This is a genomic window from Chryseobacterium formosense (assembly GCF_900116415.1).
Lineage (GTDB): Bacteria > Bacteroidota > Bacteroidia > Flavobacteriales > Weeksellaceae > Chryseobacterium > Chryseobacterium formosense.
In genome coordinates, this window is sequence record NZ_FPAP01000002.1 from 833,939 (window position 1) to 854,438 (window position 20,500).

At 34.5% G+C, this 20,500-nt stretch carries 14 protein-coding genes; 11 read left to right on the top strand and 3 right to left on the bottom strand.

All coding sequences use genetic code 11. The annotated features are described in order from the left end of the window. Positions 1 to 106: 106 nt before the first annotated feature. From BM371_RS10145 to BM371_RS10155, 3 genes are all read left to right on the top strand, one after another. A complete protein-coding gene (locus tag BM371_RS10145; RefSeq protein ID WP_034673949.1) occupies positions 107 to 754 on the top strand; it encodes a hypothetical protein in 648 nt (215 codons plus the stop codon). Between the two features lie 274 nt (positions 755 to 1,028). Continuing rightward, positions 1,029 to 3,038, top strand: a complete 2,010-nt coding sequence (locus BM371_RS10150; protein ID WP_034673950.1) for a flotillin family protein — start codon at positions 1,029 to 1,031, stop codon at positions 3,036 to 3,038. Between the two features lie 377 nt (positions 3,039 to 3,415). Then, complete coding sequence (locus BM371_RS10155) at positions 3,416 to 8,227, top strand: DNA repair ATPase (protein WP_034673951.1); 4,812 nt, start codon at positions 3,416 to 3,418, stop codon at positions 8,225 to 8,227. A 38-nt stretch (positions 8,228 to 8,265) separates the two neighbouring features. Here the strand turns inward: BM371_RS10155 and BM371_RS10160 are convergent, their stop codons facing one another. Continuing rightward, positions 8,266 to 8,595, bottom strand: coding sequence for a hypothetical protein (locus BM371_RS10160; RefSeq protein ID WP_034673953.1), 330 nt, complete (start codon positions 8,593 to 8,595; stop codon positions 8,266 to 8,268). Between the two features lie 20 nt (positions 8,596 to 8,615). Beyond that, positions 8,616 to 9,035, bottom strand: a complete 420-nt coding sequence (locus BM371_RS10165) for a transposase (protein WP_034673954.1) — start codon at positions 9,033 to 9,035, stop codon at positions 8,616 to 8,618. Between the two features lie 744 nt (positions 9,036 to 9,779). Between BM371_RS10165 and BM371_RS10170 the strand changes: the two genes are divergently transcribed. Next, on the top strand, positions 9,780 to 11,315 hold the full coding sequence (locus BM371_RS10170; RefSeq protein ID WP_034673956.1) for a SulP family inorganic anion transporter: 1,536 nt from the start codon (positions 9,780 to 9,782) through the stop codon (positions 11,313 to 11,315). A 295-nt stretch (positions 11,316 to 11,610) separates the two neighbouring features. Here the strand turns inward: BM371_RS10170 and fusA are convergent, their stop codons facing one another. Next, on the bottom strand, positions 11,611 to 13,677 hold the full coding sequence (fusA, locus tag BM371_RS10175; protein ID WP_034673958.1) for an elongation factor G: 2,067 nt from the start codon (positions 13,675 to 13,677) through the stop codon (positions 11,611 to 11,613). A 588-nt stretch (positions 13,678 to 14,265) separates the two neighbouring features. On the opposite strand from fusA, the gene BM371_RS10180 reads away from it, so the two are divergent. The 7 genes from BM371_RS10180 (at position 14,266) to BM371_RS10210 (ending at position 20,437) form a co-directional block, all read left to right on the top strand. Continuing rightward, positions 14,266 to 14,940, top strand: coding sequence for an HAD family hydrolase (locus BM371_RS10180; RefSeq protein WP_034673959.1), 675 nt, complete (start codon positions 14,266 to 14,268; stop codon positions 14,938 to 14,940). 2 nt (positions 14,941 to 14,942) lie between these two features. Then, positions 14,943 to 15,767 carry a phosphoribosyltransferase family protein gene (locus tag BM371_RS10185; RefSeq protein ID WP_034673961.1) on the top strand — a complete coding sequence of 275 codons (825 nt, stop codon included), beginning with the start codon at positions 14,943 to 14,945 and terminating at the stop codon, positions 15,765 to 15,767. Then, positions 15,757 to 16,311 (top strand): TerD family protein, encoded by a 555-nt coding sequence (locus tag BM371_RS10190; protein ID WP_034673963.1) that lies wholly within the window; start codon positions 15,757 to 15,759, stop codon positions 16,309 to 16,311. Before BM371_RS10185 ends, BM371_RS10190 begins: the two co-directional genes overlap by 11 nt. An 8-nt stretch (positions 16,312 to 16,319) precedes the next feature. Further along, the gene (locus tag BM371_RS10195; protein ID WP_081874526.1) at positions 16,320 to 17,489 is read left to right on the top strand and encodes a toxic anion resistance protein; all 1,170 of its coding nucleotides are present in this window, start codon (positions 16,320 to 16,322) and stop codon (positions 17,487 to 17,489) included. A 39-nt stretch (positions 17,490 to 17,528) separates the two neighbouring features. After that, positions 17,529 to 18,452, top strand: coding sequence for a hypothetical protein (locus BM371_RS10200; protein ID WP_034673965.1), 924 nt, complete (start codon positions 17,529 to 17,531; stop codon positions 18,450 to 18,452). A gap of 215 nt (positions 18,453 to 18,667) precedes the next feature. Continuing rightward, a complete protein-coding gene (locus tag BM371_RS10205; RefSeq protein ID WP_034673966.1) occupies positions 18,668 to 19,279 on the top strand; it encodes a TerD family protein in 612 nt (203 codons plus the stop codon). 108 nt (positions 19,280 to 19,387) lie between these two features. Next, the gene (locus BM371_RS10210) at positions 19,388 to 20,437 is read left to right on the top strand and encodes a TerC/Alx family metal homeostasis membrane protein (RefSeq protein WP_034673969.1); all 1,050 of its coding nucleotides are present in this window, start codon (positions 19,388 to 19,390) and stop codon (positions 20,435 to 20,437) included. The last annotated feature ends 63 nt before the right edge of the window (positions 20,438 to 20,500 follow it).

Genomic DNA, 20,500 nt, shown 5'->3' on the forward strand with positions numbered 1-20,500 from the left:
AAATGATTAGCTATAAAAATTTATTATTTAGATTGATTTGTAATAGATATTTAATCTAAAATGGATATTCATTACTAATAATTAAAACTTTAAAAACACATCACGTATGACCTTTCAGGAATTTTTAACAACAGCTTTTTCGCCGGTCAACACCGTTTTAAGTGTGCTGCTTATATTGGCGGTTATTTATTGGCTTTTTACGATTATTACAGGTTTGGATATTGATATCGGACTTGATGCTGATTTAGATATTGACACAAGCGCGCCTGATGGTCACGTTCATATTCCTGATGATCCTTCTGCATGGATTCAGTTCTTGAAATTCCTGAACCTCGATATTGTTCCGATTACGTATTTTCTCACCATATCACTTTTTCTCACCTGGCTGGGTTCAATTTATCTCGAAGTTTTTACTTCTTTTGAAATCTGGGTTTCAGCACTCTTGGTTATTCCGATGTTTGTAATAAGTATGGTGTTAACGAAATGGATTTTAAAACCACTTAATCCTTTTTTCAGAGAAATCAATCATAAAGGTGAGACTTCGCATGACTTTTTAGGAAGACAGGGCAGAATGAAATCAACAATTCATGGAAGTAAAATAGGAATTCTCGAAGTTTTTATCGGAAGCGATCCAATGACTTTAATGGTAAAAAGTAAAGGCGGCGAAAGAATCGAACACGGAACAACAGTATATATCGTTGACGAAGCGGCTGGAAGAAAATATTATTATGTAGCAAAGGAAATTAAATTTTAAAAATAAAATCACAAATAAGATTTCAACTATTATTCTGTAACAGAGTGTTTGTCATTCCGCAGGAATCTCAGCATATCGAAAGTTAATTATTTAGATTCCTACGGAATGACAAAGCAAGTGGTAAGAAAGTAATCCTTTTGCTGAGTGAAATCGAAGATTCGACGCAGTCAAACGCCTTTGCGAACGAAAATATACAGAGTAATAATAAAAAATCTTTATGGACTCTGCGTTAAAAAATTAAACACAAAAATTAAAATAAATAAACTATAAAAATATGAATACACCTTTAATTGTAGGAATCGTTGTCATTGTGGTGGCGACCATCGGGTTAATTTTCTGGATTTTATCAATGTATAAAAAAACCGTTCAGGGAATTGTTGTTTTGAGAACAGGTTATGGAGGTACGAAAGTTTTCTTCAATGCGGGAATTGTGATCCCGGTTATTCACAGAATGGAATCAATGGATATCTCTGTTAAAAAACTGGAAATTGCCAGAGAAGGTAGAGCGGGATTGATTTGTAAAGATAATATGAGAGCCGACATTCAGGTAGCTTTTTTTATCAGGGTTAATAAATCGGTGGATGATATTGTGAATGTTGGCCAGACGATCGGTTGTCAGAGAGCTTCGGATATCAATACTCTGAGAGAATTATTTGAGGCTAAATTTTCGGAAGCATTGAAAACAGTCGGTAAAAAATTTGAATTTATAGAACTGTACGAAGCGAGAAGCGAATTCCGTCAGGAAATTCTGGATATCATCGGAACTGATCTGAATGGATACGTTTTGGATGACTGTGCGATCGATTATTTAGAGCAGACGAAAATTGAGAATTTAGATAAAGATAATATCCTGGATTCTGAAGGGATTAAAAAAATTACTGAATTAACGGCAACGCAAAATATTAAAGCCAATCAGGTTCGAAGAGACGAGGAAAAAACAATCACAAAGCAGAATGTTGAAGCCCGTGAAGCGATTTTAGAATTGGAAAAGCAGTTGGCTGAAAAAGAAGAATCTCAAAAAAGAGAAGTTGCCAATATCAGAGCCCGTGAAAATGCTGAAATTCTGAAAGTTGATGAAGAAGAACGTTTGAAATACGAAACTGTTCGAATTGCAACCGAAGAAAAACTTCAGATTGCAGAAGAAAATAAGCAAAGACAGGTTGTTATTGCTGCTAAAAATAAAGAACGTGCCGATTTGGTGGAAACGGAAAGAGTGCAGAAAGACAAAATGTTGGAAGCGACCGAAAGAGAAAGAATAGTTTCTCTGGCTCAGATTGAAAAAGAAAAAGCAATAGAATTAGAAAAGAAAAATATTCAGGATGCGATCCGTGAGCGTTTGACCATGGAAAAAACAGTGGTTGAGGAGCAACAAGTGATTAAAGACTTGGAGGCTTTCAAAACTGCCGACAGAACAAAGCAGGTGGAAATCACTTTAGCCACTCAGGAAGCTGAAAAAAAATTGATTCAGGAAACCAAAGCTGCAGAAGCAAGAAAATTAGCTGCTGAAAAAGATGCTCAGAAATATGTTATCGAAGCTCAGGCGAAAAGAGATGCTGCTGAAAAAGAAGCTGAAGCAAGAAAAATTATTGCTGACGCAAAAGCAAAAGAAGAAGCAACGGTTGGCTTATCTGAAGCTCAGGTTCTTCATGCAAAAGCTGATGCAGCAGAAAGACAGGGAATTGTGGAAGCGGTTGTTATCGAGAAAAAAGCAGATGCAGTAAAGAAAGAAGGAATTGCTCAGGCAGAAGTTATCAAAGAAAAGGCATTGGCAGAAGCAGCCGGAATTACCGAAAAAGCAGAAGCAATGAAGAAACTGAATGATGCAGGAAAAGACCACGAAGAGTTCAGATTGACTTTAGCAAAAGAGAAAGAAGTGGAGTTGGCTCAAATCTCAATTCAGAAAGATATTGCACAGGCTCAGGCCGGAGTTTTAGCGGAAGCATTCAAATCTGCAAAAATTGATATTGTTGGTGGAGATAACACATTCTTTGATAATGTCGTTCGTCAGGTCTCTGCTGGTAAAGGTTTAGATAAATTCATCAGTCACAGTGAAAACGCAACATTGGTCAAAGAAAATCTTTTGGGTGATGGCGAAAACATCATCGGGAAAGTAATGGGAATGGTTGATAAATACAATATTTCTTTCGAAGATATTAAAAACATGAGCATAGCAAGTCTTATTTTCAAATTAAACGGAGTTGCCAATCAGCAGGAAAGAGGTCTTCTCGATAGAGCAATGGATATGGCAAGAAATTTAGGCATCGACCAAAAGCCAATCAGATAATTGAAAGTTGTACGAAGTCCCGAAGGAACAGCCTTTTAAAGAATAGGATGAAATTCTATTAAATTATATTGCTAAAACTCTCATTGTGTGATTTTCAATGATGCTTTGAGAATTTTTTAATCTAAAGGTAATTTAGATTTACAATAAATTCAATAGGAACGGGCTTTAGCCCGTTCACAAAAAAGGTTAATTCATTTGGCTTTAGCCAAAACTTATTTTCAACAACTTAATCAAAGCCTTTGCTGATTGAAATCGAAGATTCGACGTAGTCAAACGCCTTTGCGAACGAAAAATTACATACAATATTTTAAAAAAAATCTTTGCGAACTTTGCGTTAAAAATAAATCATCTCAAAGAATAACATCAAACAAAAAAATATGTCAGGACAATTAAATTCAGGGACATACGAAATCATACAGAACCGTCTGAATGAGCAGAAAAACGACCTCACTCAAAGGCTTCACAAGCTGAACGAAAACCGTAAAGAGATTTTCGGCGGCGTAGATTTTTCACTCATCGCTAACGAAAGAATCTCTACGGAGCATAATTGCGTTGCTAAAGATATTTTTTCACTGAAAGATATTTTGATTTTCGGATCTAATGCGCATTTGGGTTTGCAGACAGAGATTAATATCACTGATGTTTTTTCAATCTATGAAATCAATAACGACCGTTTTGAACCACAGGATTCTTCCTTAATCGGAGATGAAATTTTTATTGAGGAATTTAAAAACCTGTATAAATATTACAGAAACACCTTTTTTGCACGCTTTCATTTTACCGAAAACTATTTGTACATGGTTTTCCAGTTGTCTGAAAGTCCATCGGATATTAAAGCATTCAAATGGCTGATTAAAGACAATCGGCTGACTTATGTTGATTCGAGAAGTGCTTCGGAAGTAACGTATCCGCCGCAACATGGTTTTGCATGGACAAAAGCAACCAGAGATATGCAGCGAAGCGGAAAATTTCCTCACGTTTCTTTGGCTGATAAAGTTTTTGTGGAATCCATTGGTGGAGATTTAACCATAAAAATCGAAGATAATACCGATACCGGAAAGGGAATTTATTCTGAAGATGTCATTCATAAAGATCAGAATCTTGATGATGCGGAAATTCATTTTTGTGACCTTGATAATTTGGTTTTATTTAAAATCAAACCTTATCAGGAAACCGAAAGATATTTTATTTACAATCACAAAGAGAAAACGGTTTCAAGAGTTGATACTTTAAAACATTCAGCAGTATTGCTCCCGGAAAATCAAGGCGTCTTGTTCTCAAACGGTTATGCTTTGCAGACGGGAGGTTTAAAGGTGATCTCTCAGGATGTAAACCGACTACATTATCTGAAAACGATTCAGGAGCCGAATGGTGAAAATTTCATGTATGTTTTCTACGATGATAAAACAAATAATTATCAGCTGATTTCGTATAATATTATTACCCAAACGATTGAAACACCGATTCGTTGTAGCGGATATTCCGTTTTAAATGACGGAAAATTGGTCTATTTAAGAGAAAGTGTAGAAACGACGAAGCATCATTTAGCCCAAATCTGGCAGACTCCCTATTCTAAAGAGTTGCTTCCGAATACGGAAAAATCAGACACGCTTCTTTACAAAATCGGGAATAAAGATATTGTGAGAGTCATGGCGGAGAGTCAGGAACTGATTACGCTTTTAAATAAAAAAGATTCTTACAGCGGACTGTACGATGATATCGTTAAACTTTCCACGACCATTTTAGATGCATATTATTTTCTTGGAGATGATGAGGTTGAAAATCTCGATCAGCCTTTAAAAGAAATCCGAAATATTGCTCATTCAGCAATCAATGAATATGAAAAAGTTGTTGAACAGAAGAAAAATACAGGGGAAGCCGTTGAAAAAATCAAAACAGCCTGTGAGAAAATTTTAGAGGATACCAAAAGAATCAACTATTCTCAATTAACGGAATATATCGACATGCTCTCCCAAATCAGGGCTTTGCGTGGTGAAATTACCGGAGCAAGGGATTTAAAATATGTAGATGTAGTCGTTCTCGATTCTTTGGAAAAATCATTGGCTGAAAGATCTGAAGAACTTTCGAATGCCTGTGTAAACTTTCTGCTTCAGGATGATGCGCTGCTTCCTTATCAAAACAGAGCACAGCAGATTTCTGAAAATATTATCAATTTACAGAAAGCGATTGATGCAAAACCAATTGAGGAGGAAATCAATAATCTATCCGGACAGCTCGAACTTTTGGTGGATATTGTCAACAATTTACAAATTGAAGACACTTCACAATCAACGCAGATTATTGAAAATATTTCGGTAATTTTTGCGAGATTAAATCAGGAACGATTAGAACTTTCAAAAAGGAAAAGAGAAATTTCCGGAAAAGAATTGTCTGCTGATTTTCAGGCGCAGATGACTTTGTTTGATCAATCGGTGATTAATTTTCTCGAACTGTCTCAAACTCCAGAAAAATGTGATGAATATTTGACTAAACTTTCCATTCAACTGGAAGAAATGGAAACAAAGTTCGTTGATTTTGATGAGTTTATCCAGAATATTGGCGAAAAGCGAGAAGAAGTTTACGGTCATTTTCAAAATAAAAGAGTTCAGTTAACGGAATCCAGAAATAAACGTACTCAAAGTTTATACGATTCTGCACAACGAATTTTAAAATCTGTACAGACAAAATCTGAATCTTTTGATTCAGAAAACGAAATCAACGGATATTTTGCAACCGATTTAATGGTTGAAAAAGTCCGTGATATTTCCAGACAGTTGATGGAAATGGAGGATTCTGCAAAAGCGGAAGAAATTCAGACTTTACTTAAAACTTCACAGCAGGAATCGGTCAGAAAGCTTAAAGATAAAAAGGAAATCTATGCAGACGGAGACAATGTGATTGCTTTGGGTGATTATAAATTTGCGGTCAACCGTCAAAAATTAGATCTGACTTTGGTGATGAGAAATGCCCGGTATTATTATCATTTAACAGGAACTGGATTTTATGAGCCGTTAAATTTTGAAGCCATTTCAGAGTACAAAGAAGTCTGGAATCAGGAATATGTTTCCGAAAATCAACATGTAAAAAGGTTTGAATATTTGGCTTGGAATGTTTTTTCGCAAAATAAAAATATCAATACCGAAGAGCAAAACCGAAATGCAATTCAGCAGTTTATGACTGAGCATTTTGGAGAAGGTCTGGTGAAAGGAATTCATGACGAGGATGCGTTGATGATTGTTTCGAAACTTCAGCAGATGCACAATGAATTGGGATTGATGCAGTTTACGCCATCCGAAAGAGCTTTGGCGCAGTTGTTTTGGTATTTTCTGAATCAGGGAAAAAAAGAATATTATCAAAAGCAGTTTGAAGCAGCGAATTTAATTTCAAAATCATTTACAACGGATAAAGGTTTTCAGTTTCTCAACGAAGAATTATCAAATGAAATAAAATTGTTTGCTCAAAACAATCATCTTTTTGCTGACGTAAATTATTTGAATGTCGCCATTTATCTTAAAAGAGAAAATAAATCAGCGTTTCTGGTTTCTGAAAAAGCAGGTTTGCTGTATGAATCATTTTTAAAAGATTTAAAGGAAAAAGGAAAAGATTTAGAATTTATTGACCAGCTGAATGCTTTAAAGCAGTATCCTGCAGCTTGTTTTTCCATTGCGGAAAGTGCTTTGAATGCATTTTTATTTAATTCAGAATCAAAATTTGAAGATGATGTTAAAAAAGAAACAGCAGTATTTTTCGTAACGCAGACTTTTGATGCTAAAAATATTCTTCATATCGCTTATGAAACTTTTTTAAAGGGTTTAAAATCATTAGAAAAAAATGTAGATTATGCTTTGAATTATTATGAATTCAGTTTCCGTTTATCCAATTTCAATGAAGTGGTGGTTCCAAAATACAAACAGCTTCAGGAATTAAAAGCAAAATGGGTCAATGACAAGAAGAAAGCCCTGAAAATCGATACTTTCAAATCTCAGGTTTTAAGTTCGTTTGTAAGAAACAGACTAATCAATTATGTTTATTTTCCTTTAATCGGAGCTAATTTAGCCAAGCAATTGGGAACAGTCGGCAACGACAAACGTACCGACAGAATGGGAATGTTGCTTTTGGTTTCTCCTCCGGGTTATGGAAAAACTACGTTAATGGAATATATGGCAGACCGAATGGGATTGGTTTTTATGAAAATCAATGGTCCGTCAATCGGTCACGATATTGTCTCTACAGATCCGAATGAAGCGAAAAATGCAGGAGCAAAACAGGAGCTCGAAAAACTGAACTTGGCTCTGGAAATGGGCGACAACGTCATGTTGTATCTTGATGATATTCAGCATTGTAATGCTGAGTTTTTGCAGAAATTCATTTCTTTAGCCGACGGACAAAGAAAAATTGAAGGAATTTACAACGGTGAAAGCAAAACTTATGATTTAAGGTCAAAAAGATTCTGTTTGGTGATGGCCGGAAATCCATACACGGAAAGTGGCGAAAAATTCAAAATTCCGGATATGTTGGCAAACCGTTCCGATACGTATAATTTGGGAGAAATTTCGGGCAGTAAAACTGAATTGTTTGATTTAAGTTTAATTGAAAACGCTTTAATGTCTAACGATTATCTTACTCGCCTGACTCATTTCGGGATGGAGAATCTTTACGATCTTTACTACAGTATTCAATCCAATTCGCCGAATGTAAATCTGGCGGGAAATTTCAGTTCAAATGAAATTTCAGATTTCAGAAAGGTTTTAGAAAACACGTTGAAAGTGAGAGATGTTGTTTTAAAAGTAAATAAACAGTACATCGCTTCCGCTGCAATGTCTGATGAATACAGAAATGAACCGTCTTTCAAACTGCAGGGATCATACCGAAATATGAATAAGCTGATCACGCAGATACAGCCCATTTTAAAAGATGAAGAAGTGACTCAGATTGTTTTAAATCATTATCAGAATGAGTCTCAGACTTTAACAACCGGAGCCGAATCGAATATGCTGAAACTAAAAGAATTGATGAATCTGATTTCCGAAGATGAAAAGCAAAGATGGGAAGAAATTAAAAAAACTTTTGCCAAAAATAAAATGATAAAAGGTCTCGGTGATAATGACAGAATGACGCAAGTGATTGCTTTATTGGCTCAGTTCAGTGAAGGTCTTGACGGTATAAAAGACGTTCTCCGTCGGGATTAATCAAAAAAAACACTGCAAAAATGCAGTGTTTTTTTATTTTAATTAGCCAATTCTTTTTCAAGAATTTTTTTCCATTTAGAAAATGTTGTGCGGCTAATGTTGTATTTTCTAGACATAAAACTTGTAGAAAGATTGTGTTTTTTCTGATAATTCAGAAGTTTCAGCATGGTTTTCTTGTCATAAGTTTTAAGTTGCTGATTGGTTTTCGCGGTCTCTTTACATTGCTTGAAAAGACGCTCGTTCAGCTTTAAAACCTCTTCTGTAGAATCAAGTTTCTGTAGTTGTTCGCGCACTTTCGGGCATTCCAGCTTTTCGGGATGATTCATTTTCAGGAGATCCTGATAAATTCTGTTGTAATTAGGTCTCATAAAATATAATGTTTTGGTGGTTATCTTTTCTTTTGAATCCAGCGATGCAGAGTGCTTTTTGGGATCGAATATTCTTTGATCACTTCAGCTTGAGTCATTTCTCCGGATTCAATTCTGTTCAGGATAAAATCTTTGATTTCCTGAGTGTAGATGTTTTTTCTGAATTGTGGGGTGGTATCACTCTTGGGGGTGGTGTTTTTATTTGCTGCAGCCGGTGGAGCATATAAAATGAGATGCGAACTGTATAATCTGAAAAAATCATATTCGAGCAATTTGCTCCATCGCAGTAAAATGTCAGTTCCTATAGACTGACTTTCATATACATTTTCAACGAACTCTTCATCTTTACCAAGAAAATTGCAGATTCTTTCGATCGGTATATTTTTGTGATCTACCATTTCCTTAATGTACTTTCCTATATGTATATTTTTATATAACATTTACTAATAATAACTTATTTTTAAATTAATCGTATTTAAAGAGTAATAGATAGTTTGCAGAGCCGGAAAAGAAATATTTGGGAATTATTTCTTTTTTGTTTTGAAAATGCTCAAAGTTCAGGCTGTCTCACTACTTTACAATGTTAAATTATTTATTAACTGTAAAAATATGATTTTCAGCAATTTGTGTTTTTGTGATTGGTGGGTGAAACAAGTCCGTATATTTAGTTATTGTCTCAAATAATGTTTTTAAAGTTGTATTAATACTCAAAATAGTGATTTAATACGTACTTATCCAAGATTTACAATATTAAAATACTACTTTAGCGTAATAATCAATTATTTAACATAATATTTTTACTCAAAATTCAAATATGCATTAATATTTGCCTTGTTTGTGTTTCAAAATTAAGAAAAAATAATCAATAAATCACTATTAAAGTTTTTTATTAATATTAATAATATTTAATTTATTTTGAAAAGAGTCTGTTAAAATGCCCTGAATGAAAGAAAATAGTAATCCATATATTGTGTTTCTTGTAGATTTCCAATGACATACAATTCATTCTTTGATGAAAATTGTACTTCATGAATTGATAAGTAAATCGTAAGCAGTATTTTTGTCGAATAGAAAATTTAGGATTAAATTATACTCTCTGAAAAATGAATGATGGTTTATAAATGTACTTTATTTTATTTTAATAAGTAATTTCTATTTTTCTTGTCAATATTATAATATTAAAAATGGGTGTATTGTCTTTATTCGACTTTTCGAAGAAAATTAATTATAAAAATGAACTTCTTGCCGGTCTTACCGTCGCAATGACGATGATCCCCGAGTCGCTTTCATTTGCAATTTTAGCTGGTCTTTCTCCATTGACAGGTTTGTACGCCGCCTTCATGATGGGATTGGTCACCGCAATCTTAGGCGGACGACCAGGAATGGTTTCTGGTGGAGCAGGAGCAACCATTGTCGTTCTGATTGCTTTAATTAAAACTCACGGAATAGAATATCTCTTCGCAACAGTCATTCTTGCGGGTATTTTCCAAATGTTGGTTGGAATTTTCAAGCTGGGAAAATTTGTAAGATTAATTCCGCAGCCAGTTATGTATGGCTTTTTAAACGGTTTGGCGGTCATTATTTTTATGGCGCAGGTCGAACAATTTAAAATTATCGATACAAACGGAGCGGTAAGCTGGCTTCAGGGTTCTTCCTTATATATAATGTCGGGATTGGTTGTATTAACGATTGCGATTGTCTATTTTTTTCCAAAAATAACCAAAGTCATTCCGGCTTCTTTAGTTGCTATTTTAGTTGTTTTCGGAGTCGTTTTAGGTTTTGGAATCAATACGAAAACCGTTGCAGACATCGCTCACATCAGTGGTAGTTTACCCAATTTTCATATTCCAAGCATTCCATTTTCATTAGAAACTTTACAAATTATTTTTCCTTATGCCTTAATTATGGCAGGAGTTGGTTTAATTGAATCCTTATTAACACTATCAATGGTTGACGAAATCACCAATTCAAAAGGAAGTGCAAATAAGGAATCAGTTGCTCAGGGTTTAGCCAATATTACCAACGGTTTTTTCGGCGGAATGGGTGGTTGTGCAATGGTTGCACAGACTTTGGTGAACTTAAATGCCGGCTCAAGAGCCAGACTTTCCGGAATTATTGCATCAATTACTATTCTAATTATCATTTTAGTCGGAGCTCCGTTTATCGAAAAAATTCCGATGGCGGCTTTGGTTGGAGTAATGATGATGGTTGCGATCAGTACTTTTCAATGGGTTTCGATTCGTATTGTCAATAAAATGCCAAAATCCGATATTTTTGTCGGAATGACTGTTGCTCTAATTACCATTATTCTTCATAATTTAGCTTTGGCAGTTTTGGTTGGTGTCATTATTTCAGCCCTGGTTTTTGCATGGGATAACGCAAAAAGAATTCGTGCCAGAAAGTATATTGACGAAAATGGAATTAAGTACTACGAAATTTTCGGACCTCTATTTTTCGGTTCTGTCACTACTTTTACAGATAAATTTGAACCCACAAACGATCCCGAACAAGTCGTTATCGATTTCAAAGAAAGCCGAATAGTCGATATGAGCGCAATTGATGCAGTGAATAAGCTTTCAAAAAAATATGCAGAACAGGGAAAGAAATTACATTTGAAACACTTAAGCGAAGATTCAATCAAAATGCTAAAAAACGCTGAAGCTGTAATCGAGGTAAACATTCAGGAAGACCCGACGTATAAAGTAATGCCTGAGAAGTAGGCTTATTGTAGAGTGGGAGTATTTGAGAGTTTATTTGGGTTTGGTGTTGGATTAAGTAAACTTAGAAGAGTATTGCAAAAATATTCGTGAAAATTAGTGAAATTCGTGGCAAATAATTTTGCTGGATGTTGGAAGCTGAATGATAAAAGTTTAAAATTACCACGCAAACATCTGTTAAAATCCGAGCAATCTGTGGGAAACAAAAAATATCTGCGCACTCTGCAAAATCCGAGAGAGAAAAGATAACATTATAAACCAAACAAGGACTGCAAAATAAATTTACAGCCCTCGTTTTTTAGGTTACTAATGTATTCGCAATGAAATCGGGCACCAAAGCATAGTGCGACAACTTCATGCTGATCGAAGCTCTACCGCTCGTCAACGTTCTCAGATCAGAAATATATCCAAAAGTAGAAGCCAAAGGAACTTCTGCAGTGAAAATTTTTCTTCCTGATTTTTCGTCAATCGAAGTGATCATTCCTCTTCGTTTATTGATGTCGGCGGTCACGACTCCGGTATATTCTTCAATACTTTGAATTTCAACCTGCATAATGGGTTCTAAAAGTTTAGGCTTGCAACTTTTTGCAACCCCTTTGAAGCCATCTCTGGCAGCAAGCTCAAAATCAAGAGCTTTGGAATCTTCAGAGTGAGTCGACCCGTCCAGAAGCGTAATTTTCATGCTTTCCAAAGGGTTTCCGCTTAAAGTACCATGTTCCATCGCTTCTCTGAACCCTTTTTCAATCGACGGAATATATTCACTCGGAATAACACCGCCTTTTATCTGATTAATAAATTCCAAACCGGTTTCATTATCATCTCTAGGTCCGATTTCAAATGTAATGTCTGCAAATTGTCCGCTTCCACCAGTTTGTTTAACCAATTTTTCCCTGTGTTTTTTGGTCTCAGTTAAAATTTCCTTGTACGAAACTTTAGGTTTTCCTTGGTTAATTTCAATGCCGTGATTCAACCGTATCTTTTCTAAAGTAACCTCAAGATGTAATTCACCCAAACCGCTCAACAAAGTTTCTCCCGTTTGTTTGTCTCTTTCAACAACCAACGACGGATCTTCTTCCTGAATTTTCGATAAAACCAAGCCGAAAGATTTCTCATCAGCATTTGTTTTAGGTTCAATCGAAACCCGAATTACTGGAGTGGGAATCGTAATGGATTCAAGCAAGATAGGTTTTTCAAGACCTGATAAAGAATCTCCGGTTTTCGCATCTTTTATTCCGGTTAAAGCCACGATGTCACCTGCTTTTCCTTCTTCAATCGTTGTGGTTTTGTCCGACTGCATCTGCAAAATCCTTGAAATCCTGAAATGTTCATCCGTTCTCACATTCTGAACTGTATCACCCGATTTTATACTTCCTGAATAAATTCTCAGCATCGCCAATTTGCCCATGTGTTTATCAATCACGACTTTGAAAACCAATCCTGAAAAAGTTTCTTCTTCATTTCTTTCAAGCTCGATTGTTTCTTCCGTTTTCGCATCTTTTCCTTTGATAGAAGGTAATTGATTCGGAGCAGGAAGATAACTTGCGATCGCATCAAGCAAAGGCTGAACTCCTTTATTTTTAAAAGCAGAACCACATAAAACAGGAACTACAGCTCTTGACTGACAGGCTCTTTTTATCGCTTCAAAAATCATTTCTTCAGAAATTATCGTTTCAGAATCCATGAAATTTTCAAAGAAATTTTCATCAAATTCGGCTAAAGTTTCCATTAATTTGAGTCTGAATTCATCAGCTTCCGCTTTATGATTTTCAGGAATTTCCTTCTCAATAATGGTTTCTCCGTTTTCATCGATCCAATACAACGCTTTTTGTTTTATTAAATCGATGACGCCTTCAAATTGGTCTTCTGCATCGATTGGAATTTGTAAAGCCAAAGGAACTGCATTCAATTTAGTTTTTATTTCATTTAAAACAGCAAAAAAATCAGCTCCGATTCTGTCCATTTTATTAATGAAACAAATCTTGGAAATTCCATGTTTTTCCGCTTGGAACCAGACGTTTTCCGTTTGTGGCTGAACTCCCGAAGAAGCGCAGAAAACCGCAACAACGCTGTCCAAAACTCTTAAAGAACGCTCAACTTCTACCGCAAAATCAATGTGACCCGGAGTGTCAATAATGTTGATATTGAAAACATTCTGATCTTTTTTCCATTGAGTAGAAATTGCAGCCGATGAAATGGTAATTCCTCGGTTTTTCTCCTGAATGTCTTTATCCATCGTAGTATTTCCTTCATCTACGTTTCCTATTTTGTGGATCATTCCGGTATAATAAAGTAATCTTTCAGTTAATGTCGTTTTGCCGGCGTCGACGTGTGCTATAATCCCTATATTTCGTGTATTGTATTTCATTTTGTTAAATTTAAATTTTTGATTTTTAAACTTCTAAAATAATGTTGATTGATGTTTTTTTTGAATTTTTTGACGCAAAGATTTAGTTCTAATAAAACCTTGAGTTTAAAAGAAAATTTTCAAAACTTTATCACCGAACAACAGAAGTTTTTAGAATGTAAAAGCTGAAATAGGGTAGCGAAAAAGACCTATCTGAACAGATAGGCCTTCGTTATATTTTTGTTTTTATAAGGACGATCGTTATTCAGATAAATATTCAGTGCTACCAAAGTACACAGCTCTGATAGGATTGCTTAAAGTTATAATATTTATCATTTTTGTTGACATTGTTGATTGTTAATCGGTTGCGAAATTAGAAAAAAAATTTAAAAGGCAAAGAATTTTTAAAAAAATATTTTCAAAAGTAAAAATAAGATCTTAATCGTCTTTAATAAAAATCTTAAAAAATCTTAAAAAAAATCAAGATTGAATGAAAAATTTTATCTTTGAATTTAATTGAATTTAAAACACAAAACGATGATTAAAAACAGTGTAACATTTAAACAAAATCTTTTTCAATAAAAGCTAAATCTCTTAACTTAAATTATTTTGAAAACAGATATCGACATTCAGAACCATGATCATTTTTCTTTTGATCTTTGGCTTACTCTCATCAAATCTCATCCCGAATTCAAAGCAAAAAGAGTTGAGCTTTTTTCTTCATTTTTTGACGTGAAAAAACCGATAGATGAAGTTGCGAAAACGGTAAAATATTATGATGATCTTTGTAATTCGATTAATGAACTAATTGGCGGTAACGTTGATACTTTTGAGATTTATTTATTGATTTTAGCTTCGTTGAAGGTTGATTTAAAACAAATAAACAAAGAGATTTTAAACGAATTTTATCAGAAAAGTGAAGACTTATTTTTAGAATATAAACCTGTTGTGATTTTTGAAAATATTCATCAGTTTTTTGATGAAATTAAAAATCAGGGAAAAACAATTAATATTCTCAGCAACACAGGTTTCATCAAAGGAATCACGATGCGCAAATTTCTGATGAATGAAAATCTTGATCAGTATATTGATTTCCATATTTATTCGGATGAAATCAACTGCTCAAAACCCAATCCGATGATCTTTCAGGAAGTAAGAAACTTAATGAAAAACAAGGATTTGGAATTGGAAAAGATTTTGCATATCGGTGATAATCCGATTGCTGATTACAAAGGCGCAAAAGATTTCGGATTCAGTGCACACCTACTCAAACACAAAATATAATTATGAACAAACGTTATAGTTTACATAAAATAGATTCTGCAGATCAGTTTACTTTCTCGCCTGCAGAATACAGCTATTTCAAATATGGCGATAAGTTTTATGCGGAAAAGTTTGCAAAAGAACTTTTTGATGGTTTCATTGCGCATCATCCTGAAATTTTAGAGACAGACAAAGAAATTGTGGTGTTGCCAAGTCCGTACATGGCTATCCCGACCGCTTCCAATTTCCTGTGTTTTTATTTCAAAAAACACCTCGATTTCTATCTTTTTCAGAAAGGAAAAAAGTCGAGCATTATTTCAAAAATCAACAGAAATCATACGTACACGACAGATTACGGAACTTTAAGTTTTGAAGATCGTAAGAGTTTGATTGCTAATGATACTTATTATCTGGATAAAGATTTTTTAAGAGGTAAACTCTGCATTTTTATCGATGATATTAAAATCACGGGAAGTCATGAATATACGGTGAATAAAATCCTTAATCAATACTCGGTGAATGCTGATTTTCTTTTCATGTATTATGCCGAACTGATTAATCTGGAAATTGACCCGAAAATTGAAAATTTCTTCAATTATTATACGGTGAAAAATGTTCAGGATGTGGTGGATGTGATGTCTAAAGAAAGTTTTCAGTTCAATACGAGAATTGTAAAGTATATTTTAGGCTTAAATTCCGAAAATTTTGAGTATCTTACCTCAAATGTAAAAAAACAACATGCTGATGATCTGATAGAGCTTGCAATAAGCAACAATTATCATTTAATAAAAGAATACGAAAATAACATAAACACTTTAACACAAACAGAAATCTATTATGGCAATTAACTTACAGAAAGGACAAAGAGAAAATATAAACGCACCAAAATTTACGATTGGTTTAGGATGGGACGTCAACAATACTTCTACAGGTGGGGCTTTCGACCTTGATGCATCACTTTTTTTATTGGGTGACAACAAAAGACTGGTTTCAGACAATCACTTTATTTTTTACAATAATTTAGAATCTCCGGATAAAGCCGTGATTCACTCTGGTGATAACCTTACAGGTGACGGTGACGGTGATGATGAGCAAATAAAAATTGATTTAACTAAAATCGATGCAGCTGTAAAAGAAATTTCTGTGGTAGTAACGATTCACGATGCAGATACGAGAAGACAGAATTTCGGACAGGTAAGAAATTCTTTCATCCGAATTTTTAATACAGATACCAACGAAGAAATTTTGAAATATGAATTGGATGAAGATTTCTCTATCGAAACTGCCGTAGAATTCGGAAGAGTCTACAACAGAAACGGAGAATGGAAATTTGAAGCTGTAGGAAGCGGGCAAAGAGAAGGTCTTGAGAAATTTGTATCAATGTATCAATAATTAATGTTATGGATAATCAGCAGAATAACCCAAACGATCCGTTAGGATCAATTGAGCCTTTAAAAAGTTTTGATCCAACGCCTTCAACAAATCAGTCGCTACAGCCTGATCCTGCAGCTCCCGCAGTTTTGATCGACCGTGATGGAAATGTAAACTTAAATCAGATGCAGGAACAGGATCGTGCAAAGTACGAACTTGTTGCCAATTCTATTGACGAAACAAATCCGGGATCTATTGTAAATTTCGGGTCAGAATTACAAAAAACGCTTGCCAACCAAAGTGATAGCTTTTTAGGAAATGTAAGACGTTCGAATTCTGGAGAAGTAGGAGAATTAATTAATAACTTGTTGATTGAATTAAATTACGTTGACGTAGATGAAATTAACAACGGCGGAGTAAAAGGTTTTTTAAGTAAAATTCCATTTATGAAAAAAATGCTGACTCAAGTTGATAATCTTTTTGCTAAATATGATAAAATTACAAGCAATATCGACCAGATTTCGCATAAAGTAAACGCCGGAATTATTACTTCAACGAAAGATAATGCGGTTTTACAGACAATTTTCGACAGCAATGTGAATTCAATTAAAGCCATTGAAGATCTGGTAATTGCTGGAAATTTAAGAATGGAAAAAGCTGCTTTGGAATTGGCTCAAATGGAAGCGAATGTTCAGAATTTTGCCGATTATCAGATTGCTGACAAAAGAGATTTTATCAACAGATTAGACAGAAGATTGGCAGATTTGAAGGTTGTACGTTTGATTATGATGCAGTCTCTTCCGCAAATCAGATTGGTACAGAATAACAACGTTTCGATTGCTGAAAAAGCGCAAACCATTTTAACAACGACTCTGCCGGTTTGGAAAAATCAGCTTTCTTTGGCAGTTGCGATGCACAGACAACAGCAGAATATAGAAATTCAACAGAAAGTTTCGCAAACAACTGAAGATATTCTAAGAAAAAACGCGGAGCGTCTTGGTCAGAATTCAAGAAATGTAGCGAGAGCAAACGAACAGACTATTGTTTCAGCTGAAACGTTGAAAGAAACAACGGCTATGCTGATTAATACATTGAATGAAGTAAAACAGATTCAGAAACAGGGTACAGAAAGCAGAAGAAAACTGGATCAGGATCTTCAGACTCTGGAACACGAATTAAAAGCAAACATCAGAGGTTAATAAGAGGATAAAAAGGTGAATGAGGAGGTTACAATCATAATGTCTCAAAGCAAAAGAAGATTAACAAGGCTTAAACTTCTGGCTAATTTCTTTGAAAATGTTGATATTATTGCGATTTACATCAAAACGGATATCATTCATAATTTATTTAATGAAAATCAGACATTAGATTACAACAAACTTGAACTTTTTCATCTGCAATACACCGACAGTCTGATAGAATTGTTAACCAAGATAAAAAAGAAAAAGGAAAACGATTCGCTGGCTGTTATCAACGAGATTAATATCAATAACCGATATATTGAGGCTTTCGAAGAAAAAAAGAACGACAGTTTTGAAACCGACAGAAAAATCTACAGCGGAATTTTTTCTGAACATCTGAAAAATCTTTACAAAGATCTTACAGAAGACAGAGCCATGCTGAACTGGAATGATGTGTTGTATTTTCATAAGAAATATGCTGCAGAATTTTACAGAACAGAGTTTGATGAAGAGAAACTGAAGCCTAATTCTGTTCCGTTTTACCAATATCAGGATTACTGTATTGAAAGAAAACTGTTGGGTAAACTCAATATTCAGAATTTTAAAGTTCGTTTTGTATGCGGTTATCGTGTGGAAAGAGATGAGTATGAGTTATTTAAAATCTTTCAGTCTGATGAGCATTTCGTTTTCAATGTAGAAGAAAAAAAGATGTACTTAATTGATGATGAGGATTTAGAATCATTAAATACCAATGAAAATGAATCCAATCAGATTTCAATTATCAATCAGCTGAAAAGAAAGAACGAAGATTTGGAAGAAACTATGGAGTTTAAGAAAAAATCACTCTCTGAAGACGTTGAATTGGTACTGAAAGATTATCTCAGAAATCTCGAAAGCATTGATATTATGAGCAAAATATTTGATGTAAACGAAGAAACGAATATTCTTCGGGCAATGCTCAATTTGAATATAAATAATTAAAAAGTGAATGGTCAATTGTGAGATGTGAATTTTACAATCATTCCTTTAAATTAAAACAAAAAACAAAAAATTTAAATATGCAATTTCCTTTGCTGAGTAGAACGCCTTTGCGAACGGAAAATATGCAGAACAAATTTTAAAAAATTTTTGCGGACTTTGCGTTTAAATTTAACATTTAAGTAAAGATTCAAAAACAAATAAAACAAAATATAATAATGGCTATTAACTTACAAAAAGGACAAAGAATAAACCTTACCAAAGAAAACGGAACGACACTTTCCCAAGCTTGTGTAGGAATAAACTGGGGTGCAATCGAAAAGAAAAGTTTCTTCGGTGGAACTTCAAAAGAAGCAGTAGACTTAGATGGAAGCTGCATTTTGTATGATTCAAACAAGAATGCAACAGAAGTAATCTATTTCGGGAATTTAAAATCTAGAAACGGATCTGTAAAACACAGTGGTGATGATTTAACAGGTGATGTAAACGGTGATGACGGATTGGATAATGAAGTAATCACAGTAGATTTTTCAAACTTAGATCCTGCAGTGGAGCACGTTGCAATGGTTTTGCACAGCTACAGAGGTCAGGATTTCGGAACGATTCCTTTTGCATCGATCAGAATTTATGAAGGAACTCCAACAAATGTAAGAGAAGTTTTTGCTAAATATGATATTGCAAACGATAAATCTTTCAGCGGTCACGTTTCAATGGTGATGGGAGTATTTTATAAGAGAAACGGTGAATGGAAATTCAACGCAATCGGAGATGCTACTTCAGATAAAAAATTAGAACAGACGGTTCAGACTGTTCAGCAAAAATATTTGTAAGAATATTAAAAATTTATCTGAAATTATATTATTTTAGACAAATCATAATGAGCAATAGCTGTATATTTCATAGCTATTGCTTTTATCATATAATAAACAAAATTAAAAGTGGAACAACATCAAAGTATTTTAGAACTGCATCCCGGGTTGGTCTGGGGATTTGCGATAACGGTTGTTATCATGTTACTTCTCGATTTAGGAGTTTTCAACAAGAAAAGTCATGAGGTTTCTTCCAAAGAGGCAACCATTTGGTCAATTGTCTGGATCTCGCTGTCAATGGTTTTTTCCGGAGTGGTTTACTGGGTTTTCAACACCGATGGATCTCCCCAAAGTCACGCTTTGGCTGTGGAAAAATTCACGCAGTATCAAGCGGCATATTGGATTGAGAAAGCACTATCGGTAGATAATCTCTTCGTATTTATCCTCGTTTTCGGGTTCTTTAAAGTGCCTAAATTCTTACATCACAAAGTTTTATTCTGGGGAATTATAGGGGCACTTATTTTCAGAGCAATCTTTATTTTTGCTGGAGTTGAATTAATTGATTTGACGTATTTGCCGGAGATGAATGTTTTTGGTCATGCAGTAAGAATCAATGTTGTAATGACACTTTTTGGGTTGTTTCTTATTTATGCAGGAATCAAATCTTGGGGTGACGGCGGAGACGATGACGATGAAGATTACAGCGATACAGCAGGTGCAAAACTGATCAAAAGTTTCTGGAAAGTTTCAGATAATTATGATGGTGACAAGTTTTTTACTGTTCAAAACGGAATCAAAATGGCAACACCACTTTTGGTCGTTGTAGCAGTAATCGAATTTACCGATGTACTTTTTGCTGTAGATTCTATTCCTGCGATTTTTGCGATATCCAATGACCCATTCATCCTTTATACATCAAATATTTTTGCAATTTTAGGATTAAGATCATTGTATTTCTTGTTGGCCAACTTCATTCACATGTTTAGCAAGCTTCCATATGGCCTGGCTATTATTTTGGCGTTTATCGGGGTTAAGATGCTTATTGCTCCATGGTATCATATCACATCTCCGGTTTCATTAGGAATTGTGGGCGGAGTGTTGGTGCTTTCGGTGCTTATTTCAATCATGTTCCCTGACAAGAAAGATGATGAAGAAAAAGAAAAATTAGAAGAAAATTAATAAACTGAAAGGCTTTACACATCGTAAAGCCTTTTTTATTTGGTTATTGTGAAATTCACCATT

Coding starts and splice junctions, on each gene's coding strand:
- fusA (WP_034673958.1), bottom strand. CDS start 13,677: ATGAAATACAATACACGAAATATAGGGATTATAGCACACGTCGACGCC.
- BM371_RS10205 (WP_034673966.1), top strand. CDS start 18,668: ATGGCTATTAACTTACAAAAAGGACAAAGAATAAACCTTACCAAAGAA.
- BM371_RS10185 (WP_034673961.1), top strand. CDS start 14,943: ATGAACAAACGTTATAGTTTACATAAAATAGATTCTGCAGATCAGTTT.
- BM371_RS10155 (WP_034673951.1), top strand. CDS start 3,416: ATGTCAGGACAATTAAATTCAGGGACATACGAAATCATACAGAACCGT.
- BM371_RS10170 (WP_034673956.1), top strand. CDS start 9,780: ATGGGTGTATTGTCTTTATTCGACTTTTCGAAGAAAATTAATTATAAA.
- BM371_RS10195 (WP_081874526.1), top strand. CDS start 16,320: ATGGATAATCAGCAGAATAACCCAAACGATCCGTTAGGATCAATTGAG.
- BM371_RS10145 (WP_034673949.1), top strand. CDS start 107: ATGACCTTTCAGGAATTTTTAACAACAGCTTTTTCGCCGGTCAACACC.
- BM371_RS10160 (WP_034673953.1), bottom strand. CDS start 8,595: ATGAGACCTAATTACAACAGAATTTATCAGGATCTCCTGAAAATGAAT.
- BM371_RS10150 (WP_034673950.1), top strand. CDS start 1,029: ATGAATACACCTTTAATTGTAGGAATCGTTGTCATTGTGGTGGCGACC.
- BM371_RS10200 (WP_034673965.1), top strand. CDS start 17,529: ATGTCTCAAAGCAAAAGAAGATTAACAAGGCTTAAACTTCTGGCTAAT.
- BM371_RS10165 (WP_034673954.1), bottom strand. CDS start 9,035: ATGTTATATAAAAATATACATATAGGAAAGTACATTAAGGAAATGGTA.
- BM371_RS10190 (WP_034673963.1), top strand. CDS start 15,757: ATGGCAATTAACTTACAGAAAGGACAAAGAGAAAATATAAACGCACCA.